Raw genomic sequence first — 26,672 nt, 5'->3', positions numbered from 1 at the left:
CCGTCAATTTATGCGTAGGCGCCGACGGTGCGATCCAGCCAGCCGCAGGTGGCCTCTATTCGGTACCAGAAACTCGCGCGGGATACCAGTTCACCCGCCCTTGACATCCGGCGGCAAGATCGACAGCGGCACGCGCCACGAGTATCGACATGCGGCGTGACCAGTATGGATGATTATTCGGCACCCGTGAGGCCCTTCGCCGGCTTGCGCATGGCCAGCCGCCAGGCCGCGAGCAGTAGGGTGACGGCGAAAGCGCCGCCGGCCTGGAGCAGGAACGCCGTGCCGATGATGTGGATGTGCCGGTAGCCGCCGTTGAGGTAGAGGTCGGCGTGGATGTAGCCGCTGACGGCGATGGCGGCGGCCGTGCTCAGGCGGGCGGCGAGGGCCGCGGACGCCTTCATGTCAGCTTGTGATTGGTGACGGCCAGGCCGCCTACGCCCTTACGGTAGGTGACAGTGCGGATGCCCAGTGCGTCCTTGAGTCGGCCGGCTGGTACCACCTGCGGGAGGGGTCCCGGCCCGATGCCCGGTTTGGGCAGCGGGTAGGCGGTGGTGGTGGCGCTGTGAAAGGTGACGTTGCCTTCGGTCTTGGTGAACAGCTGGTGCACGTGGCCGTTCAGGCAGGTCACAGAGGAGAAGCGGCGTAGCAGGCCTAGGACCTTGATGGCGTCATCGGTGCCCCAGCCCCAGGCCGGGTACATGGCGAACAGCGGGATATGGCTGAACACCACGATGGGAGTGTCAGCCGATAGACCGGTGACGTCTTTGCGGACGAAGTCGATCTGGTCGGTGCCAAGGTGCCCGAGTTGCTCCATGTGCAGGGTGTTGACCAGAGCGATGAAGTGGACGCCATGGGTGTCGAAGCTGTACCAGCCGTCGCCGAGGGTGTTTGCACCGAATCGCTGCCGGTACGCATGTCCGGCGTCGCCGATCGAGTCGTGTTCCCCGGGCACCGTGAAGACGCGACCGGTACGCAGGCCGGTCAACATCTGCTTGACCTGGTCGAACTGGCCCGGGGTGGACAGGTGGGTGAGGTCGCCGCTGTGCATGACGAAGTCGGGCTGGAAGCCCAGGCTGTTGACCTGATTGAGCGCTTCGACGAACGTTCGGTTCACGTCGGTGTTGGCGGCGCCGGTGAAGCCGATGTGGCTGTCGGAAATCTGCACGAACCGCAGCGCGCCAGAGTCGGCGGCGGCCTGTGCGGCGGCGCTGTCCTGGCTGCCTGCGATGCTGCTGATTACTTGGCCGTCGGCCACCGTCAAGACCACGGCGGAGCCGAACCAGCCGGCGTGACGCAGCAGTTGGCGGCGAGACATCCCGTGTTCCGGCGTCGGCTCGGCTCCACGCGGATCGATAGGGCCGGTCACTGGGTCACCGTCACAGTGGCGGTCATGAACGGGTGGATGCTGCACAGGTACTTGTAGGTGCCCGGCGTGGTGAACTTGTAGGGGTAGCGGGCACCGGACGCCAGCGCGGCGGAGCGGAGCGGACCCTGGCCCTGGCTCGTCACGGTGTGCGGTTCAGGGTCCTGGTTGATCCAGGTCACCGTAGTGCCTGCCTTGACGGTCAGCGCAGCGGGATGGAAGGCGAAATTCTTGATCGTCACGGAGTTCGGGCCCACCGGCGTGGCCGGCGCGCTGCTTGTGGGTGCGGCTGTGGCCGTGTTGGGCATCTCCGGGATAGATGCCGAGCCGGTGCCGCCGGGCCTGCCGGGCAGGCTCTGGCCGGCGCCCGGGGTGATCCCGGCGGACGCCGGGCCGCGGTGCGGCGAGCCGCCGCAAGCGGTGACCAGACCAAATGCGCCGATCAGAGCAAGTGCGCCGATCAGGGCCGGTAGGCGCGGTATGCGGGGATGAATACCGTGACTCATACTCATGTCCCTCTCGATGGCTGGAGTGCCGATCCATTCAGCGCGAATCGGCATCGACACTGTGAGATAGCACGCCGGGTTACCCACGGAACTGGTGGCCGGTATGGAGCAGGAATGGGGTGACGTTGCCCCAGTGGGTGAACTCCGGTGCCTTGAAGTCCGGATGGGTCGGCCGGTAGTCGCCGGGTTTGCCGGTGGTGGTGTAGGGCGGGGTGGCGTCCGCGCCGTCGTGCGCGCGCAAGGCGAGGATGTCGCGGGCGCCTGGGCACCGGCCTGGATGCCCGCCTGTTTAACGGGGCCGCGGGATGCCAGGCAAGGTCGGCGGCCAACTGGTGGTCCAGGTTGGTCTTCTGCGCCGGGTACATGATCCTTCTCCTGATCAAGTTTGGAAGAAAGGTGACAGGCCGCTCTGGCACGTCCACCAGCGCAGACCGTGGCTGGGACTCGACTGCGCCGACGTGCTGAAACCCGATCCAGAGCGTTTTTACCCTGAACTGACCGAAGCAACGTGAAACCACTGGATGTGCGACGTTGCCACTCATATCGCCGGAGATGGATGCATAGTTAAACTATTTCCTCAGTTATGTCCCACCTTCGCGGTATCCCCGGCGTTAATCTCCCGAAACCGCGGAATGCTAGGTTTTGCTGTGCTCTGAAATTCGCGGGGATATTTTACTGAGAAATACCTGGGGTTATCGCCCCGCTGGGTTTCCTCGCCCGTCAATTCATGCGTATCGAAACGGCTCGCTTCCGTAGGTGCTGACCGAGAACACGCTTGTGCCAACCGCCGCGTCTTCCTCACGCCGTCGACGGTTACGTCCGGCACGGCCCCGGCGTTCTCGGATGGTGAGACACCAGGTGCGGCGGTGCAGATCACGAGTTGATCGCTGAGAGCGTGTCAGCAGGGCAAAACAGCACGAGGCCCCGCTAAACAGGTGATTCTCTACGTCATCTGTCCCTGCGGAGCCTCGTTGTTCGTCAATCCTGCCATCCTGATCGGCCTGGCCCTGGACGGCAAGGCCGTTCGTGGCGCGGCCGGCCCGGACGGCCGCTGCGTGCACCTGCTCTCCGCGATGCTCCACACCGCCCGCGCGACGCTGGCCATGCGCGCCGTCGACCGCAAGACCAACGAAATCACCCAAGCCGTGCCGCTGCTGAGCAACCTCGACCTGGACCATCTGGACGGCACGGTCGTCTTGACCGCCGACGCGCTCCACAGCCAGCGCAAGCTCGCCGCCTTCGCCATCGGCGCCCTCCACCTGGTCGGCTTCCCCAACATCGCCGCAGGCCAACGCTGGTCACACAGCGACTACGCCAACCCACTCAGCATCCTCGATCTCAAAATGTGAGAACGCCGGAACCGTGCGGGAGCACGGTCGAGAATCGATTTCGTTCTGAAGGGCGAGCGTATTGTCATTGAAACAAAGATGACGCGAAGGACGCTCAGCAAGAAGGATGTGGCCGAAGAGCTCATCGTAGACATCGAGCGATATAAGGGACACCCGGACTATGGGGCTCTCGTTGCTTTGGTCTATGACCCAGAGCAACGCATCGATAATCCTCGCGGATTCGAACGCGATTTAACACGCAAGCACGATGGTCTTATGGCTTATATATACGTGATTCAATGAAAAACGACTCGGCGTATCTATAATTCAAAGCGACGGGCAACCCTCTTAATCTTCAAGCAGATGAACGCCGTCGTGGTGGCGGATGGCTGGCGCTTGGTTGTGGTGCATGGCGTCGAGAACGCGGATGGCGAATGCCTCGGATGCGAGTTCCTGGACCTGGTCCGCGGTGACCCAGCGGAACGCGCGGGCCTCGTTGGTTTCGGTGAGGTGGCCGCCGATGACCTTGCAGCGGAAGACCGGGGCGACGATGCCGCGTGTCATGTTCTTGTAGACGCCGGTCAGGGTGACGGGCTCGACGTGCAGGCCGGTCTTTTCGTGGATATCTCGGAGGAGGCCGGTGGTGATGTCCTCGTCGCGTTCGAGGACGCCGCCGGGTGCTTCCCCGTGGCCGTTGTCTCGGCGTTGGGTGAGGAGCGCGCGGCCTTGGTCGTGGCCGAGCTGCCGTTTCCGGATCTGGACCCGACCAGCGATCGGGCCGTCTTCCGGCAGATCGCCGATCACGTCAGGCATGCGATCGAGCGGGGCACTCTGGCCGAAGGTGACAAGGTGCCCTCGGAAGCTCGGCTCATGCAACACTACGGCGTCGCGCGGATGACCATTCGCAACGCGCTCCAGGTCCTCCAGGGCGAAGGGCTGACGGTCGCCGAGCACGGGCGCGGAGTCTTCGTCCGTTCTCATCCTCCGGTGCGCCGGCTGGCCTCCGACCGGTTCGCCCGTCGCCATCGTGAGCAGGGCAAGGCCGCGTTCATCGCGGAGACCGAGGGTGCGGGCGGGAAGCCGACCGTCGACTCCATCAAGATCACTGAAGAGCGGCCCTCTGCGGACGTCGCCGAACTGCTCGGGATCGGCTCGGAAGATCATGTGATCGTCCGGTCGCGCCGGTACCTGATCAACGGTCAGCCGGTGGAGACGGCCGTGTCGTACATCCCAGCGGAGATCGCGCGGGATACGCGGATCGCGCAGCCGGACAGTGGTCCGGGCGGGATCTACGCTCGGCTGGAGGGGTTGGGGTTAAGGCCCGGGTTGGAATCATGTTCCTGACCTGGGCCTTTGAACTTGGAGCGGGTGACGGGAATCGAACCCGCGCTGTCAGCTTGGGAAACATCGACCGATCTTGGGGCACTGACCTGCGGAAACGAACGTCCAGCGTACAAGCGTGAGATGGGACGCCCCCGACTCTCAATGACCGCGCCTGACCGACCGTTCTGACACGCATCTGGCACGCTCCTGTGGCGAACCTTCTGATCGGGAGGTCCCCAAATGATCTCTACGACGGCTCGGGATGGCTCGGCCCGACGGTCCGGAAGTCCCGGTCAGAGGCTGTCGAGGAACTCCACGAGCAGGCGGTTGACGTCGTCGGGGCGTTCCTGCTGGATCCAGTGGCCGCAGTCCAGGAGGTGACTGCCGGTGAGGTTGGGGAGCGTTTGCGGATAGGCGTCTATGGCGTCGGAGAGCCACATGGTGGAGGCGTCACGGGTGCCGCCAAGGAAGAGGGACGGCTGCTTGATCGGGGAGCCCGCGTACGTAGCCAGGTCCTCCCAGTCGCGGTCCATGTTGCGGTAGCGGTTGAGGGCACCGGTGAAGCCCGTGCGCTCGAACTCGGCGGCGTAGAAGTCGAGGTCGTCCTGCGTCAGCCAGGACGGCAGCGCGCCGGTAGGGAAACGCTCGCGCAGTGTGCCGCCCTGGGCGATGAAGTGCGGGTCTGAGGCGTCCGCCGCAGCCATCGTGTCCGCCGATAGGGCGCTGTAAAACCCAGCGAGCCAGCCGCGCACGTTGGGCTCGATCTCGGCCTCGGCTCGTCCGGGGCGCTGGAAGTAGGAGACATAGAACTCTTGCCCGCCGCCCATTCCCGCGAACACTTCGCTTGGCCGAGGCCCGCCGGGCGGGGTGTAAGGGACGCTCAACAATCCGACCGCACGAAACACCTCGGGCTCGACGAGTGCGGACTGCGCTGCGATCGTCGCCCCCCAGTCGTGGCCGATGATCACAGCGGAGCTTTCACCGAGTGCCCGGACCACCGACACGTTGTCACTGATCAAGTCGAGCATCCGGTACGCGGCGGGGTCCTGAGGCTTGGACGAACGCCCGTAGCCCCGTACGTCGAGCGCGACGGCCCGGTAACCGGCTGCCGCCAGCACGGGAAGCTGCCGCCGCCAGGAATACCACGACTCGGGGAAACCATGGACGAGCAGCACCAGCGGGCCGCTGCCCTGCTCTACGACGTGAATCCGCTCCGCGCCCGCTTCCAAGATCCGGTGCTTCGCCGTCATTGTCCCCCCTTGACCAGGACTCGTTGATTGTCCTGACCATAGGATCGAGGGAGGTCAGGGCCCAAGTTCTGTTGCCATTCCAGCAAAAGGACACATCAACCCGACCTTCGGCGGCTGCATGCTCACGGAGATCACGTCCCGCCAGATCCGCGTCTGGCACACGGGCCTGACCAAGCACGGTCTCGGCGCATCGACGAGGGCTCGGCGGGTGTGCTCGTGCCGAGCGCCTGAGGAGCAAGATCACTTGTTCTGGCACGACGGTGAGAATCAGCCCAGAAAACAATCAATGCCCGGGTCGGGAATCATCCTCTGACCTGGGCCTTCATGATGAGAGCGGGTGACGGGAATCGAACCCGCGCTGTCAGCTTGGGAAGTCTTTCAAGATCATGCTGTCTGAGCTGGGGAAAGGCTCACCTGGGCGTATGCCAGTCGAGTGACCATGACTTCCCGTGATACCCCGCTGGTCGCCGACCGAACGGGCACGCAACGGGCACGCACCTTCTGACGATCTGTAGGTCCCCGAACAACCTCCAGAACCGTTCAGAGCTGTTCGCCCTGCTGCTCATCGGGACTGCGGCTATTCAGGTCCGTCCGAATCAGTTCATGATCGTCCGTCCGGGCGGCTCCCAGGATGGCTCCCGAAAGGTTCGCCGGATCACCTGCATGCAAACGGTGGGCAGAGTTGATCGCGTGAGGGATCATGAGCCGGAAAGTCGCCGCCACCTTCCATCGGACGGTTTGGAGACCGGAGTGAATGCCCTACCAGGAGCCCGGCAAGTGGATCCACGCGGCAACACCCGCTGGAGAACGCCCGCGATCGTACTTGCCGCGCTCCTAGCCGTCTCCCTGGTCGTCGCGGGACTCGTGTGGAAGCGTGAGCACGACAGGGCGACGGCTCAGGAGCGCGCCGCACTGGCTCATGGGCTCGCGCTCCACGCCGCGGAACTACGCGACGCCGCCCCTGGCACGGCTCGGGACCTCGGCCTGGCCGCAGTCAAGATCCACCCTGACGGGCAGACCCGGGCGGGGCTGATCGACACGCTGGTCGGGGAGCGCAGCAGCGAGCTCACACCGGACGCCTCCAGCGAAGTGGCGCTGAGCGGCGATGGACGGATCGCCCTGACCGGTGACGACGACGAGGTGAGCGTATGGGACCTCACGACCTGGCTTGACCCAAAGATCATCGAGAAGTCCGATCGGATCGCCGTGTTGAAGGGCCACAAGGAGGACGTGGGCGCGGTGGCGCTGTCCTTCGACGGGCGGACCGCGCTGACCGGCGACGACGACGGCACCACGATCATGTGGGATCTCACCGATCCGGCCAAGCCGGTCCGGATGGCCGTGGTGGTGAACGAGAGGGACACCGAGTACGCCAATAGCGTCCTGGCCGTGGCATTGTCGCGCGACGGCCGTACGGCGCTGATCGCCGGCCTCGGCGGCGACGTGACCGTGTGGGATCTGACCGACCGGTCTCGTCCGGCGCGCCTGTCGATGACAGCGCACGCCTCATCCATTGACGACCTCGGACTCAGCGCGGACGGCCGGAGCGCCGTCATCGTGGACAACGATGGGGCGGTGACGGTCTGGGACCTCTCCGACCCCTCGCATCCGGTCAAGTCGGCCGACCTGACCCTGCCCGCGAAGTCCGCGGTGGCGACGGCGATGAGCGCGGACGGGCGTGTCGTCCTCGTCGGGAACGCGCATCGGGCCGAACTCTGGAACCTCGATGACCGGTCGCGTCCGGTTCGCACGGCTGCGTTTGATGTGCCCCTCGCTGACATGTATGACATGGCCTCGGCCCCCGATGGGAAGACCGCCCTGCTCGCCGGACCGGGCGATTCCGGGATCCTCTGGGACCTCTCCGACCCATCCAGGCCGGCAAGGCTGGCCGCGTTGAAGGGATACACGCGGGAGATCGATTCCGTGGCTCTCGGCGCCGATGGCGGCGTCGCCCTGGCGGCCGGCCCCGGCGGGGTTTCCCTGTGGGATCTCCGGGGGCTCGCCGAAGTCGTCGCCGATCCGGAGGGGGCCGCTTGCCGCGGTCACACCAGCGCGGCGATCAGCAAGGCAGACTGGGCCCGCTACACGGGCAGCACGGACTGGTCGGACTACGGGGAAGAGGACTGGGGCGCCCTTGCCGTTTGCCTCATCAGTCCGGGCTCTACATGATTCTCTGTCGGCTAGAGCCGGTGACCTCGTCTTCCTTGCGCGGTGCGCACGCCTCACCCTCCTGATCTTCCCGTCTGCCTCGACCCACCGCGAAGCGGCAGCGGGCCAGCGACGGAGGGGCAAGCCCGCCTTCGCGTGTACGCGAGCCGGTCACCGTTCCTCGATCATTGGATGCCAACAGCCACAGTGGCTTCAACACCCGGACGCGCTGGGTGGATGTGGTCAAGGAGATGGGCGGCCCGGGTCTTCACTTCCATGACCTTCGTCACACTGGCAACATGCTGGCGGCCGAGTCCGGTGCGGGGCTCAAGGACTTGATGGCCCGGATGGGGGCACGACAACGTGCGGGCGGCCATGATCTATCAGCACGCGGTACGCGGGGCGGACAGGGCGATCACGGACGCTATCGAGCGGCAGATCAATCGGACGTGATGAGGATGACGGCTCGGCGGGGTCGGTGGGCTGATCACGAACTAATGGCCCGCTAATGGCCCGCGAAGATCAATCAGCTCAGGAAACAATCAAGGCCCGGGTCGGGAATGTGTCCCTGACCTGGGCCTTCACGATGAGAGCGGGTGACGGGAATCGAACCCGCGCTGTCAGCTTGGGAAGCCTCTATCGCGCCTGTCCTCTGAGCTGGGGAGACGCTGACCTACGGGGGAGCGGGGTGAGTGACCGTGATTCCCCGTGAGTCTCCCTTGATCACTCTCCTGACGGGCACGCAACGGGCACGCGAAGGGCAGGGCGCGTCTGCAACCTTCGTTGCCCTGGTGCTCGGTGGGCCGGGGTTGAGGCACGAAACCCCGGACCGTCGATCGCCCCCAGCCCCGTACGGCGATCAGCACCCCTCAGGCGATCGTGAGGGCAGTACCGGCCTCATGTGGATGCAAGCGATCAGTGGGACTGTGTGGTGGTGCGGTGCGAGTCCTTCCATCGCCGCCATTCCATGGTCACCCCGCGAACAACCAGATGCACCAGCAGAGGTACGCCCACGATCAGTGCGGCTACTCGGAAGAAGGTGGTCTCAAGCTCACCAGATAGTGACTTGAATACCAGAAAGAAGCCCATGTAAAGCTGGTAGCCGCTACCGAACCACGCCCGGATGCGCGGGATGCTGTGGAGAATGGCCACGCTAAAGAGGGCGAAGCTAAAAATCAGGAAGAACGCGGGGGCTGTAAGAGGCTCAAGGAGGAGTAGGGCCATCCCTCCGGTGAGGCCGACCACCGAGGCGGTGATCGTGACGACCTTTTGGGGCAGAGAAAGGTAGTCAAACCACGACTTCGAGTCCACAGGGATCACCTGATCACCCTTCCACAACGAGACGATGGCTGACCAGTTCCGTGATGGAGGGCAGCAACCACGGAACGGCATTCCGGTCACAATCATCATGGAGCAGGGCCGGTAGACGTCAGCCGAAGGGGCCGGCAGGGGCCGTGTAGCGGTTGGGTTGGTGGCCGAAGTGCTCCTTGGCGGTGGCGCGCCACCAGATATGGCGGGTTGGTTGGGTACGGCGCGGCGCGGGTGCGGCGACGGCCCGGAGTCCTGCTCGCGCGCCGGGACCGGCCCCCAGGCCGCATGCCCGGCGCGCGCCGGCAGGCGCAGGGCCGGGCGACGGCGCGCAGCGCCGCCGCCCCTTGGTGCGGCTCCCTGAGGAGGTCATCAGGCACGCTCTGAAGTGGATGCATACGGAGAGCTGGGATGAGGACTCGTCTTGGTGGAGGGAGCAGAAATACCCAACGCGGTAGTCCTCGCAGGAACCGGAGCCGCCGACTTGTATGTATGGTCGACTCGCCAGGCAGGCGGGCGGGCGGGATGATCAGGCTTCCACCTCAGCCAGCTACGGCCTCGGCTGAGGTGTGGGCGATCATCCTGGAGCCGAGGCCCCCTGCCGGAGGCAATATCGGACTTGCCGTTCCCAGACGAGGGACGAACAGAGTTTTGAAAGGACGATATGCCCGCTGAGGCCACTGCGGATTCTTACGCATGGATAAACCATGAAGGCTACGCCGGGCTGCTGATTTCCGGGTTGTCGGTGATTTTCGTGCGCGATCGGGACCACACATCGTTGCTAGGAGCGCTGGGCCTGCCTATGCCAGTGGATGAGGCAAGCATGCTCACACCGGGAGGGCCCTTCATCGCGTCCGTCTACGCTCACCCGGCAGGCGTCACCGTGGTCGAACGTGGCGGTTACGTGGGCGCGCTCCGCCCCGTCATCGAGGGCCTGTCCACCGGCACGATGGCCGCCAGCATCTCACAGACGTTCGAGACCGACATCTATTTCGCCTACGCGGAAGACGGTGAGGTGATCTCCGCCTTCAACATCGACGATCCGGCAGTCAGGCACGGGCGCTCGCCCGACGCCATCGCAGCCCACATTGCAGATCTCGGCTTCCCAACTTTCGATGACGACCTTGAAGAAGACGAGGACGAAGACGAAGAAGAGGACATTTACGCCGCGGTACCCGGCAAACGGCAACTGGCGCTCTGCTGCGCGCTGGCTCTGGCCACCCGGCTGACAGGGCTTCGGCTGACGGAAGACCAGTTGGCGGCGCCGCTGCCCCGATACTCGACCTCGTCGCTCTATTCCGCAGGCGGAGTCGCGGCCCCGATCGCATGAATGCGTCATAGCCCTTTGGTCCGTGGGCCCGTTTATCCTCTGGGCTCAGGCCTTGCTCGTTCACCGAGGTGATCATCTCGCCTTGCACCGAGGTGATGGCTGTGTGCTACCCCTACGAAGCGGTGGTCCGTCTGCACCACATGGCAAGGCGGGAAGAGGGGACGACATGCGCGCACGAGGCTCTCACTCAGCTCGTACGGGCGGACCGCCGTCTCCTCCGGCTGATGTTCGACCGGCTCGACTATCAGTTCAGTAGGAACAATAGACACGAGGCCGATCCCGACCTCTTCCTGAAACTGGCCGGATTGCGTTTCGGTGATCCCCACGAGAGGTTCTACATCGTGGAGATTCGCCACAGCAGGATCGTCGGCGTGATCAAAGATGACAGCGGTTATGGCTGGTGGGCACAGGACTGGGTGGCCGTCCCTGATCGCTGAGCGGCGCGGCGCTGTGGCCGCTGGCTTGATACCTATAAGAACAATTCGGCAATGTTTATTCTGAGTGCGGGATATGAAGATTGCTTAGTTTGAGAGCCGAAAATCCTCGATCTTCTGCATGATTAACATGATTGGATCTTGGCTGCTTATCTTGAGTTGGATCATCTGGCGCAGATCGTCGTCCTCAAGAAATAGGATCAGCTTGCCTTGTTCCTTCCAGTGCTCGCGACGCACATCGTGTGCTGATTTATTAGCTCTCTTTCTACCGACTAGTGCACCAAAAAGTCCAAGCCCTTTATCGGACATGTAGTTCGAGATCTGTAAAACATCGGATTTAGTAATGCCCTTGCAGCTGTTCTTTGCGTCGAACACTATTAGGTGGGCCTGGTATACGGTTCGAAGGTACGCAAAGTAGCCGTCGAGGCAATAATTCGGCAATATGATATCTCGTCGATTGCTTTTTAGTTGAGTTGCATGCTCTGTTATTGGACTCTCAAGAGGAGGGCAGAAAAGATACTCCAGTATGTCCCTGCATAGCTTTTGATACTTCACCCAATCCTGGGTGCCGCATGGCGTGTCGTTAAGTCCTTCTAGAAGGTGTTTGGATGCGTAAATGTTTGCGAGTCGCCTTGTTATTGCCCGGGATTCTGGATCGGGTGCAAGATTTCCAAGCACCCGGACTGTCTCATTTTGTAGACCGTGACGAGAAGCCTGTCTTGCAATTTCCTCTCCGTCCATAACCTTGACGTTTTGCGAGGAGAGGTAATCGATATGCTCTGAAGTTAATGCTGTCGGTATTACTAATGTCAACTCGACGGTAGGGTTGTTTGGATGCTTTTCGCGAAAGCGTTCTTCGTAATGCTTGAGCTGTTCGACTGTTTTTCTTAGTCGAGTGCTAGTTTGGGGAGTGGTGGCCTTTACTTCGAAGGCGATGACTTCATCTCCCTTTCTTGCGATTAAGTCAACTCCTGCATCCTCTCTTGAGGTGGGCGTCTCAATTGAATATCCTTTTAGTGTATATTTTAAAATAGACTCGACGAGCCGCTCGAACTCATATCCGCTAATATTATGCTGCATAATGCTCATTTTCTTGTCAGTTATTTTTGGTGAATTGTTTATCCGTCAATGTGGAGCGGGTCAGTCTAAAAGTTCCGGTCTGCGTACAGCTAAGGCCTGCCGAGCGGCGACATAACGCTCATGGAACTCTCTTGCGAGAGTTTCGCGGCGGTAGTGCTGCAACAGGAAGCGGTCGAGGTCTCCAGCCCGGTGAACGAGGTCAGTAAGGGAGCGGCGGTCGATGTCGAAGGCGGCCATACCTTGTCCTACTGCGGCGTCAAGGTCACCACGTCGGGCGTGAACTATGCCGAGATCTATATGGGCATCGGCGATTCGCATGGGGGCGTTGGACGTGCCGTCCGGGCGAGTGTGCATTTGAATTGTCTCAAGCGCGTGTTCCTCAGCTCGGTCGTTGTCCTCAAGCCAGGTGTAAGCCGTAGCGGCGTAGAAGACCCACTTGGCGTGGTCGAACACGAAGTGATGATCAGGGTTGCCCGGGAGCGGGAGTTTTGCCAAGGCATCGGCTCCACGAGTGAGAGCCTTGTCCGCTTCGCGACGGTCGCCGATGCGGGCCAAGCCGCGGGCCTCTTGAAGAGTGAGTTGAACTTGGGCGCTGGAGTGGCCGGCGACGGCCTGGCCCGTGCGGGCGGCGGTGACCACGTCTTCGTAGCGGCCCTCGACCAGGGCGAACCACGCGGACATCTCGTAGGCCCAGCCCATGAGTTCGCCGTGGCCGACCTGGCGGCCCATCTCGTAGGCGGCGCGGCGGGCGGTCTCGGCCTCCTCGCGCTCTCCCAGGTCGTAGTGAACGCACCCGAGCAAGGCCGTCAGCCATCCCGTGATGACGAGGAGTTCGCGGTGCTGAGCGAGGGTGATCCGTCCACCGAGTAGACCGTTGACCTGAGCGAGACGTTTCTGTGTGCGGTCGCGCAAGGTGGCGGCCGAAACGACGGGGTAGGCGCGGCAGAGCAGATCGACGGCCTCGGCGAGGGCTTCGAGGGTGCCGGTTCCGACGTCGGATGCCTGGAGCTGCTGGGCGAGTTCCATGGTGCCGTACAGGTCGGCCTCGGCCCGCAACGCATCCATGGGAATGATGCTGGTGGCTTCAATGAGCTGGCCGGCCCCGCGTCTGTTCGGCCGAAATCCCAGGTCTTCGGGTTGAAGTCCGGTCAACTGGGTGATGGCGATCCGGTACGGAGAATGGGGCCACCTGACCTCTCCGGCCTCCCAGCGCCGAATGCGCTCCTCATCGCAAGCCAGCGACTCCTTGATGCCGATCGGTGTCGCGTTGATCCGGTTGGCCAATTCGACGCGCGTCAGACGGTGCTCATTACGCCACGCCCGGAGCTGGACGTTGGGGATGTTGTCGGGCATCTGGGGCCTTCCTCTCGGCTGGGGGCTCAAGAGGGGGAATTCAGGGGGGCCGTGTGGGGGGCCCGTCCCGCCCCGTTTGCCGGTGGACTTGCCATCAAGCAACCACGGTACGTCAGCCCGCCTTCCGCCGCAGGGAGCGCGGATCAAAACGAGGAGATGGCGACGGTGACCCGGCCAGACGAGAACAGCGAGACACGCCCTTGCCCTGCGTGCCGGGGACGTGGAACCAAGCTGCGCAGCTCACGCCGTGCCCTTCTCCTCGGCGAGAGCAGCGATGACCACGAGACACACGGAGAACAGGAATGTCTCGACTGCCTCGCAAGCGGCCGGGCCGAAAGGAACGCCAGATGAATCCGATCATGCAGGCCGCCGCGGCCCGTCTGTACGAACAACAGCAGCAAAACGACGCCCGTCTGCTCATCCTCCTGCGGGACGCGCTCCTGCCGCTCGGCGTGCGGGCTGAGCTGCGCGACAACGACACCGCGCGGATGATCCCCCGTCCGCAGGTGGGGCTGCCGGTGTGGGTGTTCGTCGGCTACGGCGGCGGCTACTACTCCTGGCAGTCCGCCGAGAAACGCCACCCGGTCAACGACCTGGACGGCGCGGCCCAAGTTCTGGCCGACTACGTCAGTCGCTAGGCGGGCGCGGCGAGGTGGGGTCCTCCGGTCTGGAGGGGTCCGGGGAGCGTTGCCCCTGCCTCGTCGCGCTCTTCATCTCCCGGCAGGCAGCCAGACCGGTACGTGTGGTCCGCCCCCGCACCGCACGTCTTTCCCCCGGCTCTGCCTGCCGGGCTTCTGTACTTCTCCGGCCTCCCTGTCTGCCGGTCGCGTGACAGGTGAGGAAAGCCAAGTTACGCTCTAACTTGGTAAAACAACCTGTCGGGTGATGGACGGTCGTAATGTCACTAGAGTCCGTGCCGCCGAAGTACGCACAGCTCGTGCAGGCGCTGCAACGGCGCATCGAGTCGGGGGACTACCCTCCGGGCTCGCTGCTGCCCAGTGAGAACCAGCTCATCAACGAGTTCGGTGTCTCCCGGCCCACCGTCGTCGCCGCCTTACGTGTGCTGCGTGAACAGGGCTGGATCGACTCCCAGCAGGGCAAGGGACGCTTCGTGCGCGGTCGCCCGGCCATGGCCTCGGCGGAACGACCCCGTCCCGGGCAGGCCTACCTGACCGCTCCGGAGACCGCTTCTGACGGTGAGGTGCTGGAGGCGGCGGTGCTGGCCGTACCCAACCGCATCGCCTCCCTGCTCAACCTCGCCCCGAAGACCAAGGCGTTCCTGCGCCGGCGACTCATCAACCGCGACGGCGAACCCACCGAGATCGTCTCAGTGTGGGTGCCCCTGGAGCTGTCGGAGGGCACCGACCTGACCAGCGCCGAACCCCTCCCACGGGGCCTTCGTGAGCACCTCCAGGCGCGCAAGGGCGTACGGTTCGACCACATCGTGGAACAGATCACCGCCCGCATGCCCACCACCGACGAGGCCAAGCAACTCGGCATGCCGAAGAACACGCCGCTGCTGGCCGTCTACGGCGCGGTCCGCGACGCCGCCGGTCAGGCCTTGGCCGTGGTGGAGGTGCTGCTCCCGGCCGACCGGCATGAGCTGGAAGACGCCTATCCGATCGCCTGAGTTGCCGCTCCTTGCCTGTCGGGACAGTCATCATCTCCGCCGTCGCACTCAACACAGTAAGACGTGGTGTCGGCGCGCTGGGCGGTGGAGCTGGGCTGCCCTAGTCACTCCCGATGAAAGCTAAGACGATCAGCAGGGAGAGGGCCGCTCCGGCGCCGAACAGCCACGTGGCGACTTTTCGGCTGCTCTGCAATGCGATGACAGTCGCCGCCACGGGTGCTACCACCATCACGATTCCGGCAGCCGCCTTGAATCGTGCGGCTCGTTCATGGTCGACGAAGGGGCGGTCCCAACTGGCCATGACCCCCGTGGCGAACAGGTACGGAGTGCCCAGCAGCCAGACCAGGGTCAGGACCGTCAGGGCGACACCGCTCCAGACGCGTAGCTTCGCAACCTCTGACCTCATGATCTGGATTTTCGCTCCGATGCCTGGTGGTGGCCAGGGGCGAAATAGCAACTGACATCGAGTCGTTGCACTCCGGCCACGCCGTCCACGGCAACTTCACCTGGGTACTTGACCTACGAAGTTGAGCCGTCGCACTCTCAGGATGCCTCGCCTATTCGATCAAGGTTCGCGCGATGCGCGCTCCCCGCACCGGTGGTGAGCAGTCGCACGATCGAGAGGATCGAACAGGCTGAGACCGTGAGTACACTCGGCGCTCTCGTCCAGGTCAGAGCATGGAGCCAGAATGACGAAGCCCCGCGAGCTCAGTCCCGTCGGGTGCCTTGCTCTCGCCTACTCCGGCCTTGTGCTGGCCCTGGGTATCTACTCGATCGTGGTCCTGCTGACAGTACAGGATCCGATCCTGCTGTCCGGGGTAGCGCTCATCTACCTCACGTTCCCCCTCGGCTGGTTGATCTGGCAGGCGTGGGACCTGCTGCCGATCGAGATGACGAATCCGATCGTGCTCACCCTGCTCCTCGTGGGGGCGGGTTGGTTCCAGGCGTGGGCGGGCTCGCGCCTCGTGTGGTACCTGGAACGTCGGAGCGGAGAATCCGACTAATGGCACGCTAATGGCACGCGAAGATCGAAGAGTCTCGGGAACAATCAAGGCCCGGGTCGGGAATCCATCCGTGACCTGGGCCTTTGAAGTGGAGCGGGTGACGGGAATCGAACCCGCGCTGTCAGCTTGGGAAGCTGATGTTCTGCCATTGAACTACACCCGCAGCGGTCTACCGCGTCCCCTACTGTAGCGGAACTTCGCACAACTCTCGCAGTCCAGGGGCAGAGTTTCTCGGCCTGCCCGGGGACGTGGCGTTGGTAGGTTGCCTCACGTGCTGCTTTCCGATCGTGACATCGCCGCCGAGATCGAGTCCGGCAGGGTCGGGCTTGACCCCTTCGAGCCGGAGATGATCCAACCGTCCAGTGTTGACGTCCGTCTGGACCGTTACTTCAGGGTTTTCGAGAACCACAGGTATCCGCACATCGATCCGGCGGTCGAGCAGCCCGATCTCACGCGGATGGTCGAGCCGGATGGTGACGAGCCGTTCATCCTGCATCCCGGTGAGTTCGTTCTGGCCAGCACCTACGAGGTCATCAGCCTCCCGGACGACATCGCCTCGCGGCTGGAGGGGAAGAGCTCGCTGGGGAGGCTCGGTCTGCTCACCCACTCCACCGCCGGCTTCATCGACCCCGGGTTCAGCGGGCACGTGACGCTTGAGCTCTCCAATGTCGCGACGCTGCCCATCAAGCTCTGGCCCGGCATGAAGATCGGCCAGCTGTGCATGTTCCGGCTCAGCTCGCCCGCCGAGCATCCCTACGGCTCGCAGAAGTACGGCTCGCGGTACCAGGGGCAGCGGGGGCCGACGCCGAGCCGTTCCTACCTGAACTTCCACCGGACCAGTATCTGAGGAGTCCGGAGGGGACCGCCTGACAGGCGGATCACGGGACTCGCGGGCCGCCGTGACGGAAATCACTAGATTCGCGACATCTCAGGGCGCCGTGGGGTTTCCGATAGCCCGGACTCCTTCGGGATCGATGTTCACGGGGCGGCAGTGTAGGGGAACGGTGGGCCGGGCGCCCTTGGGGGGGAGGGCCGCATACGTGCTGAGTTTCCGCATAACATGGCCCAAAACGAGCAAAACAGTCATCGGAAAGATGCCCCCAAGGCTCCCTCAAGCTGAGTGTCGCCAGGTACATGCCAGATAGCGACAACTGGAAGAGTAGGTGTCTAGCGGGTGAAGTTCGTATTTCCGCTGGTAACCCTTACCCTTCTCTGCGGACCATCCCCGCACATCTGGAGAACGACGTGCGCCTGCGTCTCACGCCTAGTGAGGACAGCTACTACGACTTGTTCGCCGACTCGGCGAACAACCTCGTCACAGCGTCCCGTCTGTTGGTAGAGATCATCAGCGACGGATCGGACAGGGAAGCCCTGGCCGAGAAGATGCGCGCCTGTGAGCATGCCGGTGACGAGCGCACCCACGCGATCATGAACCGGCTCAACGAGAGCTTCATCACGCCTTTCGACCGAGAGGACATCTACCGCCTCGCGTCGAACCTCGACGACGTGATGGACTACATGGAGGCCGCTGCCGACCTCATCGTCCTGTACCAGATAGACCACCTTCCCAAAGAGGTCGTCCGCCAGGTCGAGGTCCTGGAGCGCGCCGCCGAACTGACCGCCGAGGCCATGCCCCGGCTGCGTTCGATGAGGAACCTGAACGAGTACTGGATCGAGATCAACCGGCTGGAGAACCAGGCCGACCAGGTGTACCGCCGCCTTCTCGCCAAGCTCTTCGGCGGGGAGTACGACGCGTTGACCGTCCTCAAGATGAAGGAGGTCATCGATCAGCTGGAGATGGCCGCCGACGCCTTCGAGCATGTGGCCAACACGATCGAGTCGATCGCGGTCAAGGAAAGTTAAGTGGACCTTACGCTCGCACTCGTCATCGGCGTGGTGGTCGTGGCGTTGGCGTTCGACTACACCAACGGCTTCCACGACGCCGCCAACGCGATCGCGACCTCGGTCTCGACACGTGCGCTGACGCCGAGGGCCGCCCTGTTCATGGCCGCGGCCATGAACTTCCTGGGCGCCCACCTGGGTACGCAGGTGGCGGCGACCGTCGGCAAGGGCATCATCGACGCTCCAAAAGGAACCCACGGGCTGGTGATCGTCGGCTCCGGTCTGATCGGCGCGATCGCCTGGAACCTCGTCACCTGGTATTTCGGTCTGCCATCCTCAAGCAGTCACGCCCTGATCGGCGGTCTGGTGGGCTCGGCGCTGGCCTCGTCGAGCGTCGTCCACTGGAGCGGCGTGCTGGACAAGGTCATCATTCCGATGATCCTGTCCCCGGTGGTCGGCTTCACCCTGGCCGGGATCATAATGATCGCCATTTTGTGGGGTTTCCGCCGTTCCCAGCCGGCGAAGACCAATCGGGGTTTCCGCTATGCGCAGACGGTCTCGGCCGCGGCCATGGCTCTCGGCCACGGCCTGCAGGACGCGCAGAAGACCATGGGAGTGATCTTCCTGGCGCTCGTGGTCGGGGGATACCAGAACGACGGTGACCCGATCCCGCAGTGGGTCATCCTCTCCGCCGCGGGGGCCATCTCGCTGGGCACCTACGCGGGTGGCTGGCGGATCATGCGGACGCTCGGCCGCCGGATCATCGCGCTCACCCCTCCGCAGGGGTTCGCCGCGGAGACGGCCGCCGCGACCGTGCTCTACACCGCTGCCATCGGCTTCGGCGCACCCATCTCCACCACGCACACGATCACCAGTGCGATCATGGGCGTGGGCGCCACCAAGCGGCTGTCCGCCGTGCGCTGGGGTGTCGCGGGCAACATCGTGACCGCCTGGATCCTCACGATCCCGGCCGCCGCGTTCGTCGCCGCGCTGTCCTACTACGCGCTCCACTGGATGGTCGAGTAATCACCGCGGAACGCCGGCCGGAGACTCCCGGCCGGCGTTCGCGCGTTCCGCTCCGAGCCCGTTTCGCTCCGGGCCCGGTCCACTCCAAGTCCGTCGCACTCCGAGCCCGTTCCCGTCCGCGACCGTTCTCGTGTGCGACGTCAACGCCGGTACATGACGTCGACGTCCCAACGGGTGAAGCCCAGCTTCTCGTAGAGGTGGATCGCCGCGGTGTTGCTCTCGTCCACGTACAGCATGACCTGGGCCAGGCCCCGTGCCCGCAGGTGGGACAGGCCCGCCAGGGTGAGCGACCTGCCCAGCCCGCCGCCCTGCTCGGCGGGGTCCACGCCGATCACGTAAACCTCGCCGATCGGCTCATGCCCGTGGCCGCCGTCGCCGTGCACCTTGGTCCAGTGGAAGCCCGCCAGGCGGTCGCCCCCCGTCGTACCGCCGCCCGCGCTGTCGCCGCTGCCACCGCCACCGTTGTCCGTGCCGCCGCTCCCGGCCGGTCGCACCGCCAGGAAGAAGCCCGCCGGGTCGAACCACGGCTCCTGCTCGCGCCGTCTCAGGTCTTCCAGCGTCCACGCCCCCTGCTCGGGGTGGTGGGCGAAAGCCTTGGCGTTGAGCGCCACCCAGGCCTCCTCGTCGGAGGACCCCGGCTCGAAGGTGCGCAGCCGTACACCGTCGGGCAGCTCGAAGCCGGGGAGCGCCGCGAACAGTGAGCGGCGCATCTGCCACAGAGACCTGATCTTGGTGAACCCCGTCGACAGGGCGAGGGCCTCGGCACCCGGGTGGCCGCCGTGTGCCCACAGGCGCAGGTGCCCCCCGGTCCGGTCCAGTACGGCCTGCAGCAGGTGCCGCCCGTGGCCCTGTCCGCGGAACGCGGGATGGATGACCAGTTCCCCGCTGGGTCCTTCGACCGGGTCGGTCGGGTCCACGTGGGCGTAGCCGGCCAGGTCGTCCCCGGCGTACAGAAGCACGGCTCCCGCCCGCTCGTCGCCGCCGTAGCGCAGGTGCAGCATCACATGTTCGTTGAGCGGCCTGACGCCGTCGGCCTCGGTGGCGGCCTCGACCACCGTGAGGACGGCGGCCACCTCTTGTCCGTCGAGCCGTCCCCGGTGTTCCACACGCACGTTCATGCTTTGGACTCTAGGCGGCCCCGGACGCCATCGGATCCCCAGCGCTTGGCAAAAACCGCCACCTCCCATCAGGAGAATCGTTACCTTTCAGTCACTCCATGCATAGGTTTCAGTCCTAATGTCATGGTTCATGATGTCCCGTTCTCTCCCTCGCCTGGCCATGGCCGGCGCTCTCGCCGGGGCCAGCCTCGTCCTCGTGATGGGACCGGCCGAGGCGGGCGGCCCGCCCGCCAAACCCGTTGCCAAGACCGTGCCGGTCCGCATCCTCGCCCTCAACGACTTCCACGGCAACCTGGAGCCGCCGACCGGCTCGTCCGGCCGCATGGTCGACGAGCACGGTGACACGGTGGACGCCGGCGGAGCCGCCTACATCGCCACGCACCTCAAGCAACTGTCGGACAAGAACACGCTCAAGGTCGCCCAGGGCGACCTGATCGGCGCCAGCCCCCTGATCTCCGCGGCCTACCACGACGAGCCGTCGGTCGAGTTCCTTGGCAAGGTCGGCGTCACCGCCTCGGCCGTGGGCAACCACGAGTTCGACGAGGGCTACGCCGAGCTCAAGCGCATCATGAACGGGGGCTGCCACCCGGTGGACGGTTGCACGCCCGCCGGTAAGTGGAAGGGCGCGAGCTACAGCTACCTCGGCGCCAACGTGCTCCTGAAGCAGCCGACCGCGGCCGCCGAGAAGGAGGCGTTCGCCGTGCTCGGCGAGAAGACGGGCCAGGTGCGCAAGCTGCTGAAGGACTACGGCGTCCCCGCGCTGCCCCCGGTCACCATCCGCTGGATGAACGGCGTGCCGATCGGTTTCATCGGCCTGGTCACCCAGAGCACCCCGAACATCGTCACCTCCGAGGGCATCAAGGACCTGGAGTTCGTCGACGAGGTCAAGGCCGCGAACGTCGCCTCCAAGCTGCTCACGCTGGCCGGCGTCAAGGCCCAGGTCGTGCTGGTGCACGAGGGCGACCAGGTCACCCCCAACCAGTCGCCCGACGCCTGCAGCGCCCAGCCGGGTGCGGGCAACCGGATCGCCACCCAGGTGGACGCCGAGATCGACATGATCCTCACCGGCCACTCCCACCAGGCCTACCTGTGCACGGTCACCGACCCCAAGGGCGGCAAGCGTCTGTACAGCCAGGGCGGCTCCTTCGGCCGGGTGATCACCAAGATTGACTTCCAGGTGGACGTCAAGACCGGTGACGTCGTGCGCTCCTCGGTCGTGGCCGACAACCAGGTCGTGACCCGGACCGTCACCCCCGACCCGGAGATCTCCAAGTTCGTCCAGACGTGGAAGGACCGCGTCTCGACGGTGGCCGACAAGCCGATCGGCAAGATCACCGCGGACATCACCAACTCCGCGGCCCCCTCGGGTGAGTCCCCCCTGGGCAACCTCATCGCCGACGGTCAGCTCGCCGCCACCAAGACCGGCGGCAACGCCCAGGTCGCCCTGATGAACCCGGGCGGCGTGCGCGCACCCCTCACCTATGCGAGCTCGCCCGCCAATGAGGGCGACGGTGTGGTGACCTACGGCGAGGCCTTCACGGTGCAGCCGTTCAACAACCTCATGCAGGTCGTCACGCTCACCGGAGCACAGCTCAAGACCGTTCTGGAGCAGCAGTTCACCGGCGGGCCCAACAACCAGCCTTTCACCAAGATCCTTCAGCCGTCGTCGAACCTGACCTACACCTACAGCAACGGTGCGGCGTGGGGTTCGAAGGTCTCCAACCTGAAGATCGACGGGGTCGCCGTGACGGACACCCAGAGCATCCGGGTCGCCGCCAACAACTTCCTCGTCGGCGGCGGTGACGCCTTCCTGGCGTTCACCGAGGGCAAGGACCTGTGGAGCGGCCCGCTCGACATCGACGCCTTCGTCGCCTACTTCGCCGCGAACCCGTTGATCGCGCCCCCGGCCACCAACCGCATCACCGTCACCCCGTAGCTCCACCCCTTCCCGGCCGTAGCGGAAGCCCTACCGGACCCGTCCGGTGGGGTTTCCCCCATGAGCGGGTACGGCTAGCGCCGGGCGGGCTCGCGCTCCTCGGCCGCCTCGTTGCCGCGCTCGGGGACGAACCGGTAGCCGACGTTGCGCACGGTGCCGATCAGCGATTCGTACTCGGCGCCGAGCTTGGCGCGCAGCCGCCGGACGTGGACGTCCACGGTCCGGGTGCCGCCGAAGTAGTCGTAGCCCCAGACCTCCTGCAGGAGCTGGGCGCGGGTGAAGACCCGGCCGGGGTGCTGCGCCAGATACTTCAGGAGCTCGAACTCCTTGAAGGTCAGGTCCAGCACGCGACCGCGGAGCCGGACGGTGTAGGTGGCCTCGTCGATCGACAGGTCGCCGCTGCGTATCTCGTCCGGGACCTCCTCGGCGGCCGACAGGTTCAACCGGCCCACGGCCAGCCGGAGCCGCGCCTCGACCTCGGCGGGGCCGGAGCTGTCGAGGATCACGTCGTCGGCGCCCCACTCGGCGGTCATCGCCGCCAGGCCGCCCTCGGTGACGATCACGAAGAGGGGGCAGGAGACGCCGGTGGTCCGCAGCAGCCTGCACAGGCTCTTGGCGTGGACGAGCTCACGCCGGGCATCCACCAGAATGGCATCGGCCGGTGGGGTGTCGATCAGCGCGGACGCCTCAGCGGGGACGACCCGGACCGAGTGCAGCAGCAGTCCCAACGCCGGGAGCACCTCGGCTGAGGGCTCAAGGGCGTTGGTGAGCAGCAGGAGATTGCTCACTATGCTCCTTCCCGCGTCATGCCGGCGACAGCCGTACAAACACGTAAGGACCCGGGGGCTACGTCGCCCAGGTCCCGTAGTAAGTGAGGATAGCCCAGGGGGAAAAGGCGCCCACTGGGCGTCCACCTGGTGAACGCTCGCTTTCCCCTATGAATTCATAGTAATGGTGCGGTAACCGTGTGTGCGCGGAGGGGTTGGTCCACAGATGGCAAGGGGCGTGATCCGCTACTGGGCGGCCGCGAAGGATGCGGCGGGTGTCGCGGAGGAGCCGTTCGAGGCGGCCACTCTGGCCGAGCTGGTGACGAGAATCACCGGGGGCCGTGACGAGCTGGCCCGCGTCGTCCTGCGGTCCTCCTTCCTGGTGGATGGGGAACCGGTGGGCAGACGGGCCCATGATGCCGTCGTTCTCGCCGACGGAGCGACGGTCGAAGTGCTTCCCCCCTTCGCGGGAGGCTGATCATCGCGTGGCCGTAACGCGTGCCCGGAACAGGCGCGAGGCGGAGGGCGGGAGATCGTCCTCCGGAGTGGACGATCATTGACAGAGTGTTTTGGATAAAATTACTGGGGAATGTGCTGCGATGGCACGCTGGCCCAGTCCAGAGAACGAACGGGGGGCCGGATGCGTAAGCTGGCCGTTTTTCTGATCTTCCTGCTCGTTCTCCTCGCGATTCTGGACCGGGTCGCGGTCAGCGGAGTGCAGCGGGAGATCGCTACGAGGGCGACCGCCAGATACGACCTCGCGACCTCGCCCGAGGTGACCATCAGCGGCATCCCGTTCCTGACCCAGGCGATCGCCGGGCGCTACGACGAGGTCAAGGTCGTCTCCGGCGCGACGAACGTCGCCGGGCTCCGGCTGTCCAGCGTGGACTTCGTTCTCCACGGGGTCACCGCGCCGCTGGGGGACCTGATGTTTCACCCTGACAAGGTGGACGTGCGCGCCGAGCGCGTGGTGGGCACCGTGGTGGTGTCCCCGGAGACGCTCAACCAGAGGGCTCCGCGGGGGATCAAAATCGAGGCCGGCGCCGACGGGCTGAACGTCAGGGGAGAGATCACGGTGCTCGGCCAGAAGGTGCCGGTGAAGGCCAGGATGAGGGTCGATCTGGTCAAGGGCGGCGTGCGGTTCGTCCCCGAACAGATCACGCTGGGCGGAGGTATCGCGGTGCCCCAGCCGGAGCGGTTCCTCTCCTACCAGATCCCGATCAAGAATCTGCCGTTCAATCTCAAGGTCACCGAGGTGAAAGCCGTACGGGAGGGCCTCCAGGTCTCCGGCGAGGCCTCCAACGTGCCCCTTCAGGGGTGAAAGCCGCTCTCATGTCCGAACCGCTCTCGTGGCCGAGCCGGTCCCGTGACTGAACCGATCCGCCCCGCGATACGTCGTGAGGGGGTGAGCCAAGCCGGAACCGCTGACGAGCAGCTTGTCAGAGCGCTCTTCGACGAACACGGCGGCCCACTCTACGGCTACGTTCTGCGGCTGACGGGTGACTCGGGGAGGGCGGAGGACATCGTGCAGGAGACGCTGTTGCGGGCCTGGCGCCATCCCGACGCTCTCGGCGGGCGCCCCATCCGGGCGTGGCTGTTCAGGGTGGCCCGCAACCTCGTCGTGGACCAGCATCGGGCGCGCAAGGCGCGTCCCCTGGAGACCGGCGCGGAGGCGCTCGCCGTGCTGCCCGCCGACGACGAGCTTGAGCGGGCAGTGGATTCCTGGGCGATCGCCGAGGCACTGGCCACGCTGCGGCCCGAGCACCGCGAGGTGCTCGCCGAGGTCTACTACCAGGGAAAGTCGGTCAAGGAAGCGTCCGAGGCGCTCGGCATCCCGGCGGGAACGGTGAAGTCGCGCACGTATTACGCGCTCCGGGCGCTCAAGCTGGCGCTGGAGGAGCGGGGGCTCGCGCCATGATGATGACATGTGACGACGTACGGATATCGCTGGGCGTTTACGCGCTCGGGGCCCTGGAGCCCGAGGAGTGCGTGCTCGTCGAGGCCCATCTCGCCGGGTGCGCCGGCTGCCAGGCGGAGTTCGACGAGCTGACCGGTGTGGCCGCGTTCCTCGGGCGGGTGTCCGAGGCTGACGTGGCGCAGGTGGACAGCCCGCCCCGGGAGGTGCTTGACCGGCTGCTCAGTGCCAGGGTCAGGCGGCGCCGGATGACCCGGACGCTGCTCTCCCTGGCCGCCTCGGTTCTTCTGGTCGGGCTCGGCGGCACCCTGTGGTCGGCGACCCAGGGGCAGGACGCCACCATGGTGTCCGCGCCATTCCCGACCGCGGCGAGCGCCGCCGCCGGGAGTGGCGAGAGTGCCGAAGCCGAGAGCAACGACACCTTCGCGGCAAGAGAGAAGAAGGCTGCCACGCCGGCGCGGGAAGGTGACGCCCGGCTCATGCTGGGGGACGCCGGTGAGCGGACGGTCCGGGGCGACAACGGCACCGTCCACGCCACGGTGACCGTGTCGCCGGGGGCGGAGGCGACCAGGGTCAAGGTCGTGCTCTCGGGGGTCGCCCAGGGCACCCGCTGCCGGCTGGACGTGGTCGGTGTCGACGGGAACCGGGAGACGGCGGGGAACTGGATCGTCGACAGGGCCGCCTACGACAGTTCGGGCGCCTTCGCCGGCACCACCACGATCCCTCCCGCGAGCATCTCCCGGTTCGAGATCGCCACCTCCGGAGGCCGGATGCTGGTCAGCGTCCACCTCCCCTGAGCGGGGAGGCTGCCCGTTCTCCTGGGCAGGGGGCTGCCCCGAGCGGCGGTCTCCCGCTCCGGGCGGTATCCGGCCGAGGGCGGAGCGCCATTGTCCTGAGCAGGATGCGCTTGGGGGAATGGGACAGTACGGCCGGGTGTTGTCGTGCTCTGTGACCGGATTGGCAGTGGTGCTCGTCACGCTCGGCGCGGCCACGCTGGTGGGCGTGGTGCTGCGCCGGCGCAGCGGCGTGCCCCGTGAGGTTGGGGGAGACGTGGAGCGGCTGACATCCGGTGATCTGGAGGCCGGGCTGGGAGAGCGGGCCACGCTCGTCCAGTTCTCCAGCGCCTTCTGCCAGCCGTGCCGGGCGACCCGCCGGGTCCTCACCGAGGTGGCGGAGATGGTGCCGGGGGTGGCGCACGTGGAGATCGACGCGGAGTCCCGTCTCGATCTGGTCCGGTCGCTCAACATCCTGCGCACCCCGACCGTGCTGATCCTCGACGCGTCGGGACAGGTGGTGAAACGTGCCTCCGGTCAGCCGCGGAAGGTCGATGTGATCGGGGCGCTGGGCTTCGCGGCCGACGAGTGAGCTGCGCACCCTATCGTCCGCTGAGCCCCTTTATCTCAGTAACTGGACGAGGATGTGACAGATCCCGGAACGTCGGGGTAATGTCATCGGCATGAAGCCTACGACAGAGCCGCTGACGAAGCGGCGCGCGGTTGATTTCTGCCGCGTGAGCACCGCACTCTGTCGCATTTCCTAAAGGGCGATCTCAAGCGGCCTCCGAGCCGCACCGATCTGCACAACCCTTCAGGAGCATCAAGTGATGCAGGCTGATCCCAGGGCTCTCCGCTTCGCGGCGGCTGTAACGGCCGTCATTCTCGCGCTCGTCCTGATCACAGGCAGCGCGTGGTTGCTGGCCGCACAGGCAGTGGTGTTCGCACTGAGCATCTTCGGCGCCTCGCCGTACGGGATGATTTTCAAAGGGATAGTGAAGAGCCCTCCCAGGGAACTGGAGGACGCCGCCCCGCCGCGCTTCGCGCAGGGGGTCGGACTCGTCTTCGCTCTGGTGGGCCTGGTCGGGTATGTCACGCAGATCACGCCGCTGGCCCTCGGCGCCACCGCCGCGGCTCTCTTCGCCGCCTTCCTCAACGCGGCCTTCGGCTTCTGCCTCGGCTGCGAGATGTTCCTTGTCATTCGCCGTTTACTGCCCGCTGCAAAATAATCCCGGAGG

General features: G+C 65.2%; 33 protein-coding genes, 1 tRNA gene and 1 pseudogene. 21 read left to right on the top strand and 14 right to left on the bottom strand.

The genetic code is table 11. From position 1 onward, the window contains the following. Positions 1–173: 173 nt before the first annotated feature. The 4 genes from ACIN94_RS13550 to ACIN94_RS13535 all read right to left on the bottom strand — a co-directional run bounded on the left by ACIN94_RS13550 (position 174) and on the right by ACIN94_RS13535 (position 2,110). Positions 174–401: a hypothetical protein gene (locus ACIN94_RS13550; protein WP_400704386.1), complete on the bottom strand. Its 228-nt coding sequence runs from the start codon at positions 399–401 to the stop codon at positions 174–176. Beyond that, on the bottom strand, positions 398–1,366 hold the full coding sequence (locus ACIN94_RS13545; RefSeq protein ID WP_400704383.1) for a metallophosphoesterase family protein: 969 nt from the start codon (positions 1,364–1,366) through the stop codon (positions 398–400). Before ACIN94_RS13545 ends, ACIN94_RS13550 begins: the two co-directional genes overlap by 4 nt. Then, positions 1,363–1,869, bottom strand: coding sequence for a cupredoxin family copper-binding protein (locus ACIN94_RS13540; RefSeq protein WP_400704380.1), 507 nt, complete (start codon positions 1,867–1,869; stop codon positions 1,363–1,365). The genes ACIN94_RS13545 and ACIN94_RS13540 overlap by 4 nt, the downstream gene beginning before the upstream one ends. Before the next feature lie 79 nt (positions 1,870–1,948). After that, entirely contained in the window at positions 1,949–2,110 is a 162-nt protein-coding gene (locus ACIN94_RS13535) for a hypothetical protein (RefSeq protein WP_397073887.1), read from the bottom strand. A 64-nt stretch (positions 2,111–2,174) separates the two neighbouring features. On the opposite strand from ACIN94_RS13535, the gene ACIN94_RS13530 reads away from it, so the two are divergent. From ACIN94_RS13530 to ACIN94_RS13520, 3 genes and pseudogenes are all read left to right on the top strand, one after another. Beyond that, the gene (locus ACIN94_RS13530) at positions 2,175–2,381 is read left to right on the top strand and encodes a hypothetical protein (protein ID WP_400704376.1); all 207 of its coding nucleotides are present in this window, start codon (positions 2,175–2,177) and stop codon (positions 2,379–2,381) included. 459 nt (positions 2,382–2,840) lie between these two features. Next, a complete protein-coding gene (locus ACIN94_RS13525) occupies positions 2,841–3,218 on the top strand; it encodes a hypothetical protein (protein ID WP_400704373.1) in 378 nt (125 codons plus the stop codon). Between the two features lie 27 nt (positions 3,219–3,245). Further along, a pseudogene (locus tag ACIN94_RS13520) lies at positions 3,246–3,500 on the top strand (hypothetical protein); the annotation flags it as partial. A gap of 45 nt (positions 3,501–3,545) precedes the next feature. Here the strand turns inward: ACIN94_RS13520 and ACIN94_RS13515 are convergent. Continuing rightward, the gene (locus tag ACIN94_RS13515) at positions 3,546–4,010 is read right to left on the bottom strand and encodes an NUDIX hydrolase (RefSeq protein WP_400704370.1); all 465 of its coding nucleotides are present in this window, start codon (positions 4,008–4,010) and stop codon (positions 3,546–3,548) included. On the opposite strand from ACIN94_RS13515, the gene ACIN94_RS13510 reads away from it, so the two are divergent. Next, a complete protein-coding gene (locus tag ACIN94_RS13510) occupies positions 3,930–4,541 on the top strand; it encodes a GntR family transcriptional regulator (protein WP_400705079.1) in 612 nt (203 codons plus the stop codon). The genes ACIN94_RS13515 and ACIN94_RS13510 overlap by 81 nt on opposite strands. Before the next feature lie 272 nt (positions 4,542–4,813). Here ACIN94_RS13510 and ACIN94_RS13505 read toward each other — a convergent pair whose 3' ends face one another. Further along, a complete protein-coding gene (locus tag ACIN94_RS13505) occupies positions 4,814–5,770 on the bottom strand; it encodes an alpha/beta fold hydrolase (protein ID WP_400704367.1) in 957 nt (318 codons plus the stop codon). A 777-nt stretch (positions 5,771–6,547) separates the two neighbouring features. On the opposite strand from ACIN94_RS13505, the gene ACIN94_RS13500 reads away from it, so the two are divergent. Beyond that, the gene (locus ACIN94_RS13500; protein WP_400704364.1) at positions 6,548–7,939 is read left to right on the top strand and encodes a WD40 repeat domain-containing protein; all 1,392 of its coding nucleotides are present in this window, start codon (positions 6,548–6,550) and stop codon (positions 7,937–7,939) included. Positions 7,940–8,833: 894 nt separating this feature from the next. On the opposite strand, the gene ACIN94_RS13495 is transcribed toward ACIN94_RS13500, so the two are convergent. Next, the gene (locus ACIN94_RS13495) at positions 8,834–9,238 is read right to left on the bottom strand and encodes a hypothetical protein (protein ID WP_400704361.1); all 405 of its coding nucleotides are present in this window, start codon (positions 9,236–9,238) and stop codon (positions 8,834–8,836) included. Positions 9,239–9,347: 109 nt separating this feature from the next. Then, a complete protein-coding gene (locus tag ACIN94_RS13490; protein WP_400704358.1) occupies positions 9,348–9,599 on the bottom strand; it encodes a hypothetical protein in 252 nt (83 codons plus the stop codon). 291 nt (positions 9,600–9,890) lie between these two features. Here ACIN94_RS13490 and ACIN94_RS13485 point away from each other — a divergent pair, with 291 nt between their 5' ends. Together ACIN94_RS13485 and ACIN94_RS13480 are read left to right on the top strand one after the other, a co-directional pair. Then, positions 9,891–10,556 carry a DUF6461 domain-containing protein gene (locus ACIN94_RS13485; protein ID WP_400704355.1) on the top strand — a complete coding sequence of 222 codons (666 nt, stop codon included), beginning with the start codon at positions 9,891–9,893 and terminating at the stop codon, positions 10,554–10,556. A 224-nt stretch (positions 10,557–10,780) separates the two neighbouring features. Further along, on the top strand, positions 10,781–10,993 hold the full coding sequence (locus ACIN94_RS13480) for a hypothetical protein (protein WP_400704352.1): 213 nt from the start codon (positions 10,781–10,783) through the stop codon (positions 10,991–10,993). A gap of 84 nt (positions 10,994–11,077) precedes the next feature. Here ACIN94_RS13480 and ACIN94_RS13475 read toward each other — a convergent pair whose 3' ends face one another. Together ACIN94_RS13475 and ACIN94_RS13470 are read right to left on the bottom strand one after the other, a co-directional pair. Beyond that, positions 11,078–12,070 (bottom strand): restriction endonuclease, encoded by a 993-nt coding sequence (locus ACIN94_RS13475; RefSeq protein ID WP_400704349.1) that lies wholly within the window; start codon positions 12,068–12,070, stop codon positions 11,078–11,080. 60 nt (positions 12,071–12,130) lie between these two features. Beyond that, positions 12,131–13,423 (bottom strand): hypothetical protein, encoded by a 1,293-nt coding sequence (locus ACIN94_RS13470; protein ID WP_400704346.1) that lies wholly within the window; start codon positions 13,421–13,423, stop codon positions 12,131–12,133. 347 nt (positions 13,424–13,770) lie between these two features. Between ACIN94_RS13470 and ACIN94_RS13465 the strand changes: the two genes are divergently transcribed. Beyond that, positions 13,771–14,061 carry a hypothetical protein gene (locus ACIN94_RS13465; protein WP_400704343.1) on the top strand — a complete coding sequence of 97 codons (291 nt, stop codon included), beginning with the start codon at positions 13,771–13,773 and terminating at the stop codon, positions 14,059–14,061. Between the two features lie 260 nt (positions 14,062–14,321). Beyond that, positions 14,322–15,053 carry a GntR family transcriptional regulator gene (locus ACIN94_RS13460; RefSeq protein ID WP_400704340.1) on the top strand — a complete coding sequence of 244 codons (732 nt, stop codon included), beginning with the start codon at positions 14,322–14,324 and terminating at the stop codon, positions 15,051–15,053. A 100-nt stretch (positions 15,054–15,153) separates the two neighbouring features. On the opposite strand, the gene ACIN94_RS13455 is transcribed toward ACIN94_RS13460, so the two are convergent. Continuing rightward, complete coding sequence (locus ACIN94_RS13455; RefSeq protein WP_400704337.1) at positions 15,154–15,459, bottom strand: hypothetical protein; 306 nt, start codon at positions 15,457–15,459, stop codon at positions 15,154–15,156. 283 nt (positions 15,460–15,742) lie between these two features. Here ACIN94_RS13455 and ACIN94_RS13450 point away from each other — a divergent pair, with 283 nt between their 5' ends. Further along, positions 15,743–16,057 carry a hypothetical protein gene (locus ACIN94_RS13450; RefSeq protein WP_400704334.1) on the top strand — a complete coding sequence of 105 codons (315 nt, stop codon included), beginning with the start codon at positions 15,743–15,745 and terminating at the stop codon, positions 16,055–16,057. Positions 16,058–16,146: 89 nt separating this feature from the next. On the opposite strand, the gene ACIN94_RS13445 is transcribed toward ACIN94_RS13450, so the two are convergent. Further along, positions 16,147–16,220, bottom strand: a tRNA-Gly gene (locus ACIN94_RS13445). Positions 16,221–16,328: 108 nt separating this feature from the next. Here ACIN94_RS13445 and dcd point away from each other — a divergent pair. The 3 genes from dcd (at position 16,329) to ACIN94_RS13430 (ending at position 18,925) form a co-directional block, all read left to right on the top strand. Continuing rightward, positions 16,329–16,904, top strand: a complete 576-nt coding sequence (gene dcd, locus ACIN94_RS13440) for a dCTP deaminase (RefSeq protein ID WP_400704331.1) — start codon at positions 16,329–16,331, stop codon at positions 16,902–16,904. Positions 16,905–17,302: 398 nt separating this feature from the next. Continuing rightward, entirely contained in the window at positions 17,303–17,920 is a 618-nt protein-coding gene (locus ACIN94_RS13435; protein ID WP_012887642.1) for a DUF47 domain-containing protein, read from the top strand. Continuing rightward, complete coding sequence (locus ACIN94_RS13430; RefSeq protein WP_400704327.1) at positions 17,921–18,925, top strand: anion permease; 1,005 nt, start codon at positions 17,921–17,923, stop codon at positions 18,923–18,925. Between the two features lie 140 nt (positions 18,926–19,065). Here ACIN94_RS13430 and mshD read toward each other — a convergent pair whose 3' ends face one another. Continuing rightward, on the bottom strand, positions 19,066–20,043 hold the full coding sequence (gene mshD, locus ACIN94_RS13425; protein ID WP_400704324.1) for a mycothiol synthase: 978 nt from the start codon (positions 20,041–20,043) through the stop codon (positions 19,066–19,068). Between the two features lie 130 nt (positions 20,044–20,173). On the opposite strand from mshD, the gene ACIN94_RS13420 reads away from it, so the two are divergent. Then, positions 20,174–21,979, top strand: a complete 1,806-nt coding sequence (locus ACIN94_RS13420; protein ID WP_400704321.1) for a bifunctional metallophosphatase/5'-nucleotidase — start codon at positions 20,174–20,176, stop codon at positions 21,977–21,979. Positions 21,980–22,053: 74 nt separating this feature from the next. Here ACIN94_RS13420 and ACIN94_RS13415 read toward each other — a convergent pair whose 3' ends face one another. Then, positions 22,054–22,767, bottom strand: coding sequence for a response regulator transcription factor (locus tag ACIN94_RS13415; protein ID WP_400704318.1), 714 nt, complete (start codon positions 22,765–22,767; stop codon positions 22,054–22,056). A gap of 205 nt (positions 22,768–22,972) precedes the next feature. On the opposite strand from ACIN94_RS13415, the gene ACIN94_RS13410 reads away from it, so the two are divergent. The 7 genes from ACIN94_RS13410 (at position 22,973) to ACIN94_RS13380 (ending at position 26,663) form a co-directional block, all read left to right on the top strand. Then, entirely contained in the window at positions 22,973–23,224 is a 252-nt protein-coding gene (locus ACIN94_RS13410) for a MoaD/ThiS family protein (RefSeq protein WP_400704316.1), read from the top strand. Positions 23,225–23,386: 162 nt separating this feature from the next. After that, on the top strand, positions 23,387–24,067 hold the full coding sequence (locus tag ACIN94_RS13405) for a DUF2993 domain-containing protein (RefSeq protein ID WP_400704313.1): 681 nt from the start codon (positions 23,387–23,389) through the stop codon (positions 24,065–24,067). A gap of 84 nt (positions 24,068–24,151) precedes the next feature. Continuing rightward, the gene (locus tag ACIN94_RS13400; RefSeq protein WP_400704310.1) at positions 24,152–24,664 is read left to right on the top strand and encodes a sigma-70 family RNA polymerase sigma factor; all 513 of its coding nucleotides are present in this window, start codon (positions 24,152–24,154) and stop codon (positions 24,662–24,664) included. After that, positions 24,661–25,458, top strand: a complete 798-nt coding sequence (locus ACIN94_RS13395; RefSeq protein ID WP_400704307.1) for an anti-sigma factor family protein — start codon at positions 24,661–24,663, stop codon at positions 25,456–25,458. The genes ACIN94_RS13400 and ACIN94_RS13395 overlap by 4 nt, the downstream gene beginning before the upstream one ends. Positions 25,459–25,609: 151 nt before the next feature. Continuing rightward, positions 25,610–26,026: a thioredoxin family protein gene (locus ACIN94_RS13390; RefSeq protein WP_400704304.1), complete on the top strand. Its 417-nt coding sequence runs from the start codon at positions 25,610–25,612 to the stop codon at positions 26,024–26,026. A gap of 91 nt (positions 26,027–26,117) precedes the next feature. Beyond that, on the top strand, positions 26,118–26,201 hold the full coding sequence (locus ACIN94_RS13385) for a putative leader peptide (RefSeq protein WP_400705076.1): 84 nt from the start codon (positions 26,118–26,120) through the stop codon (positions 26,199–26,201). A 63-nt stretch (positions 26,202–26,264) separates the two neighbouring features. After that, positions 26,265–26,663, top strand: coding sequence for a DUF4395 domain-containing protein (locus tag ACIN94_RS13380; RefSeq protein ID WP_400705073.1), 399 nt, complete (start codon positions 26,265–26,267; stop codon positions 26,661–26,663). Positions 26,664–26,672: the final 9 nt, after the last annotated feature.

The sequence above is a fragment of the Streptosporangium sp. NPDC087985 genome, from assembly GCF_044741965.1.
Lineage (GTDB): Bacteria > Actinomycetota > Actinomycetes > Streptosporangiales > Streptosporangiaceae > Streptosporangium.
The sequence above is the reverse complement of the archived record's forward strand: the minus strand, read 5'-3'. Positions and strand labels throughout refer to the sequence as shown.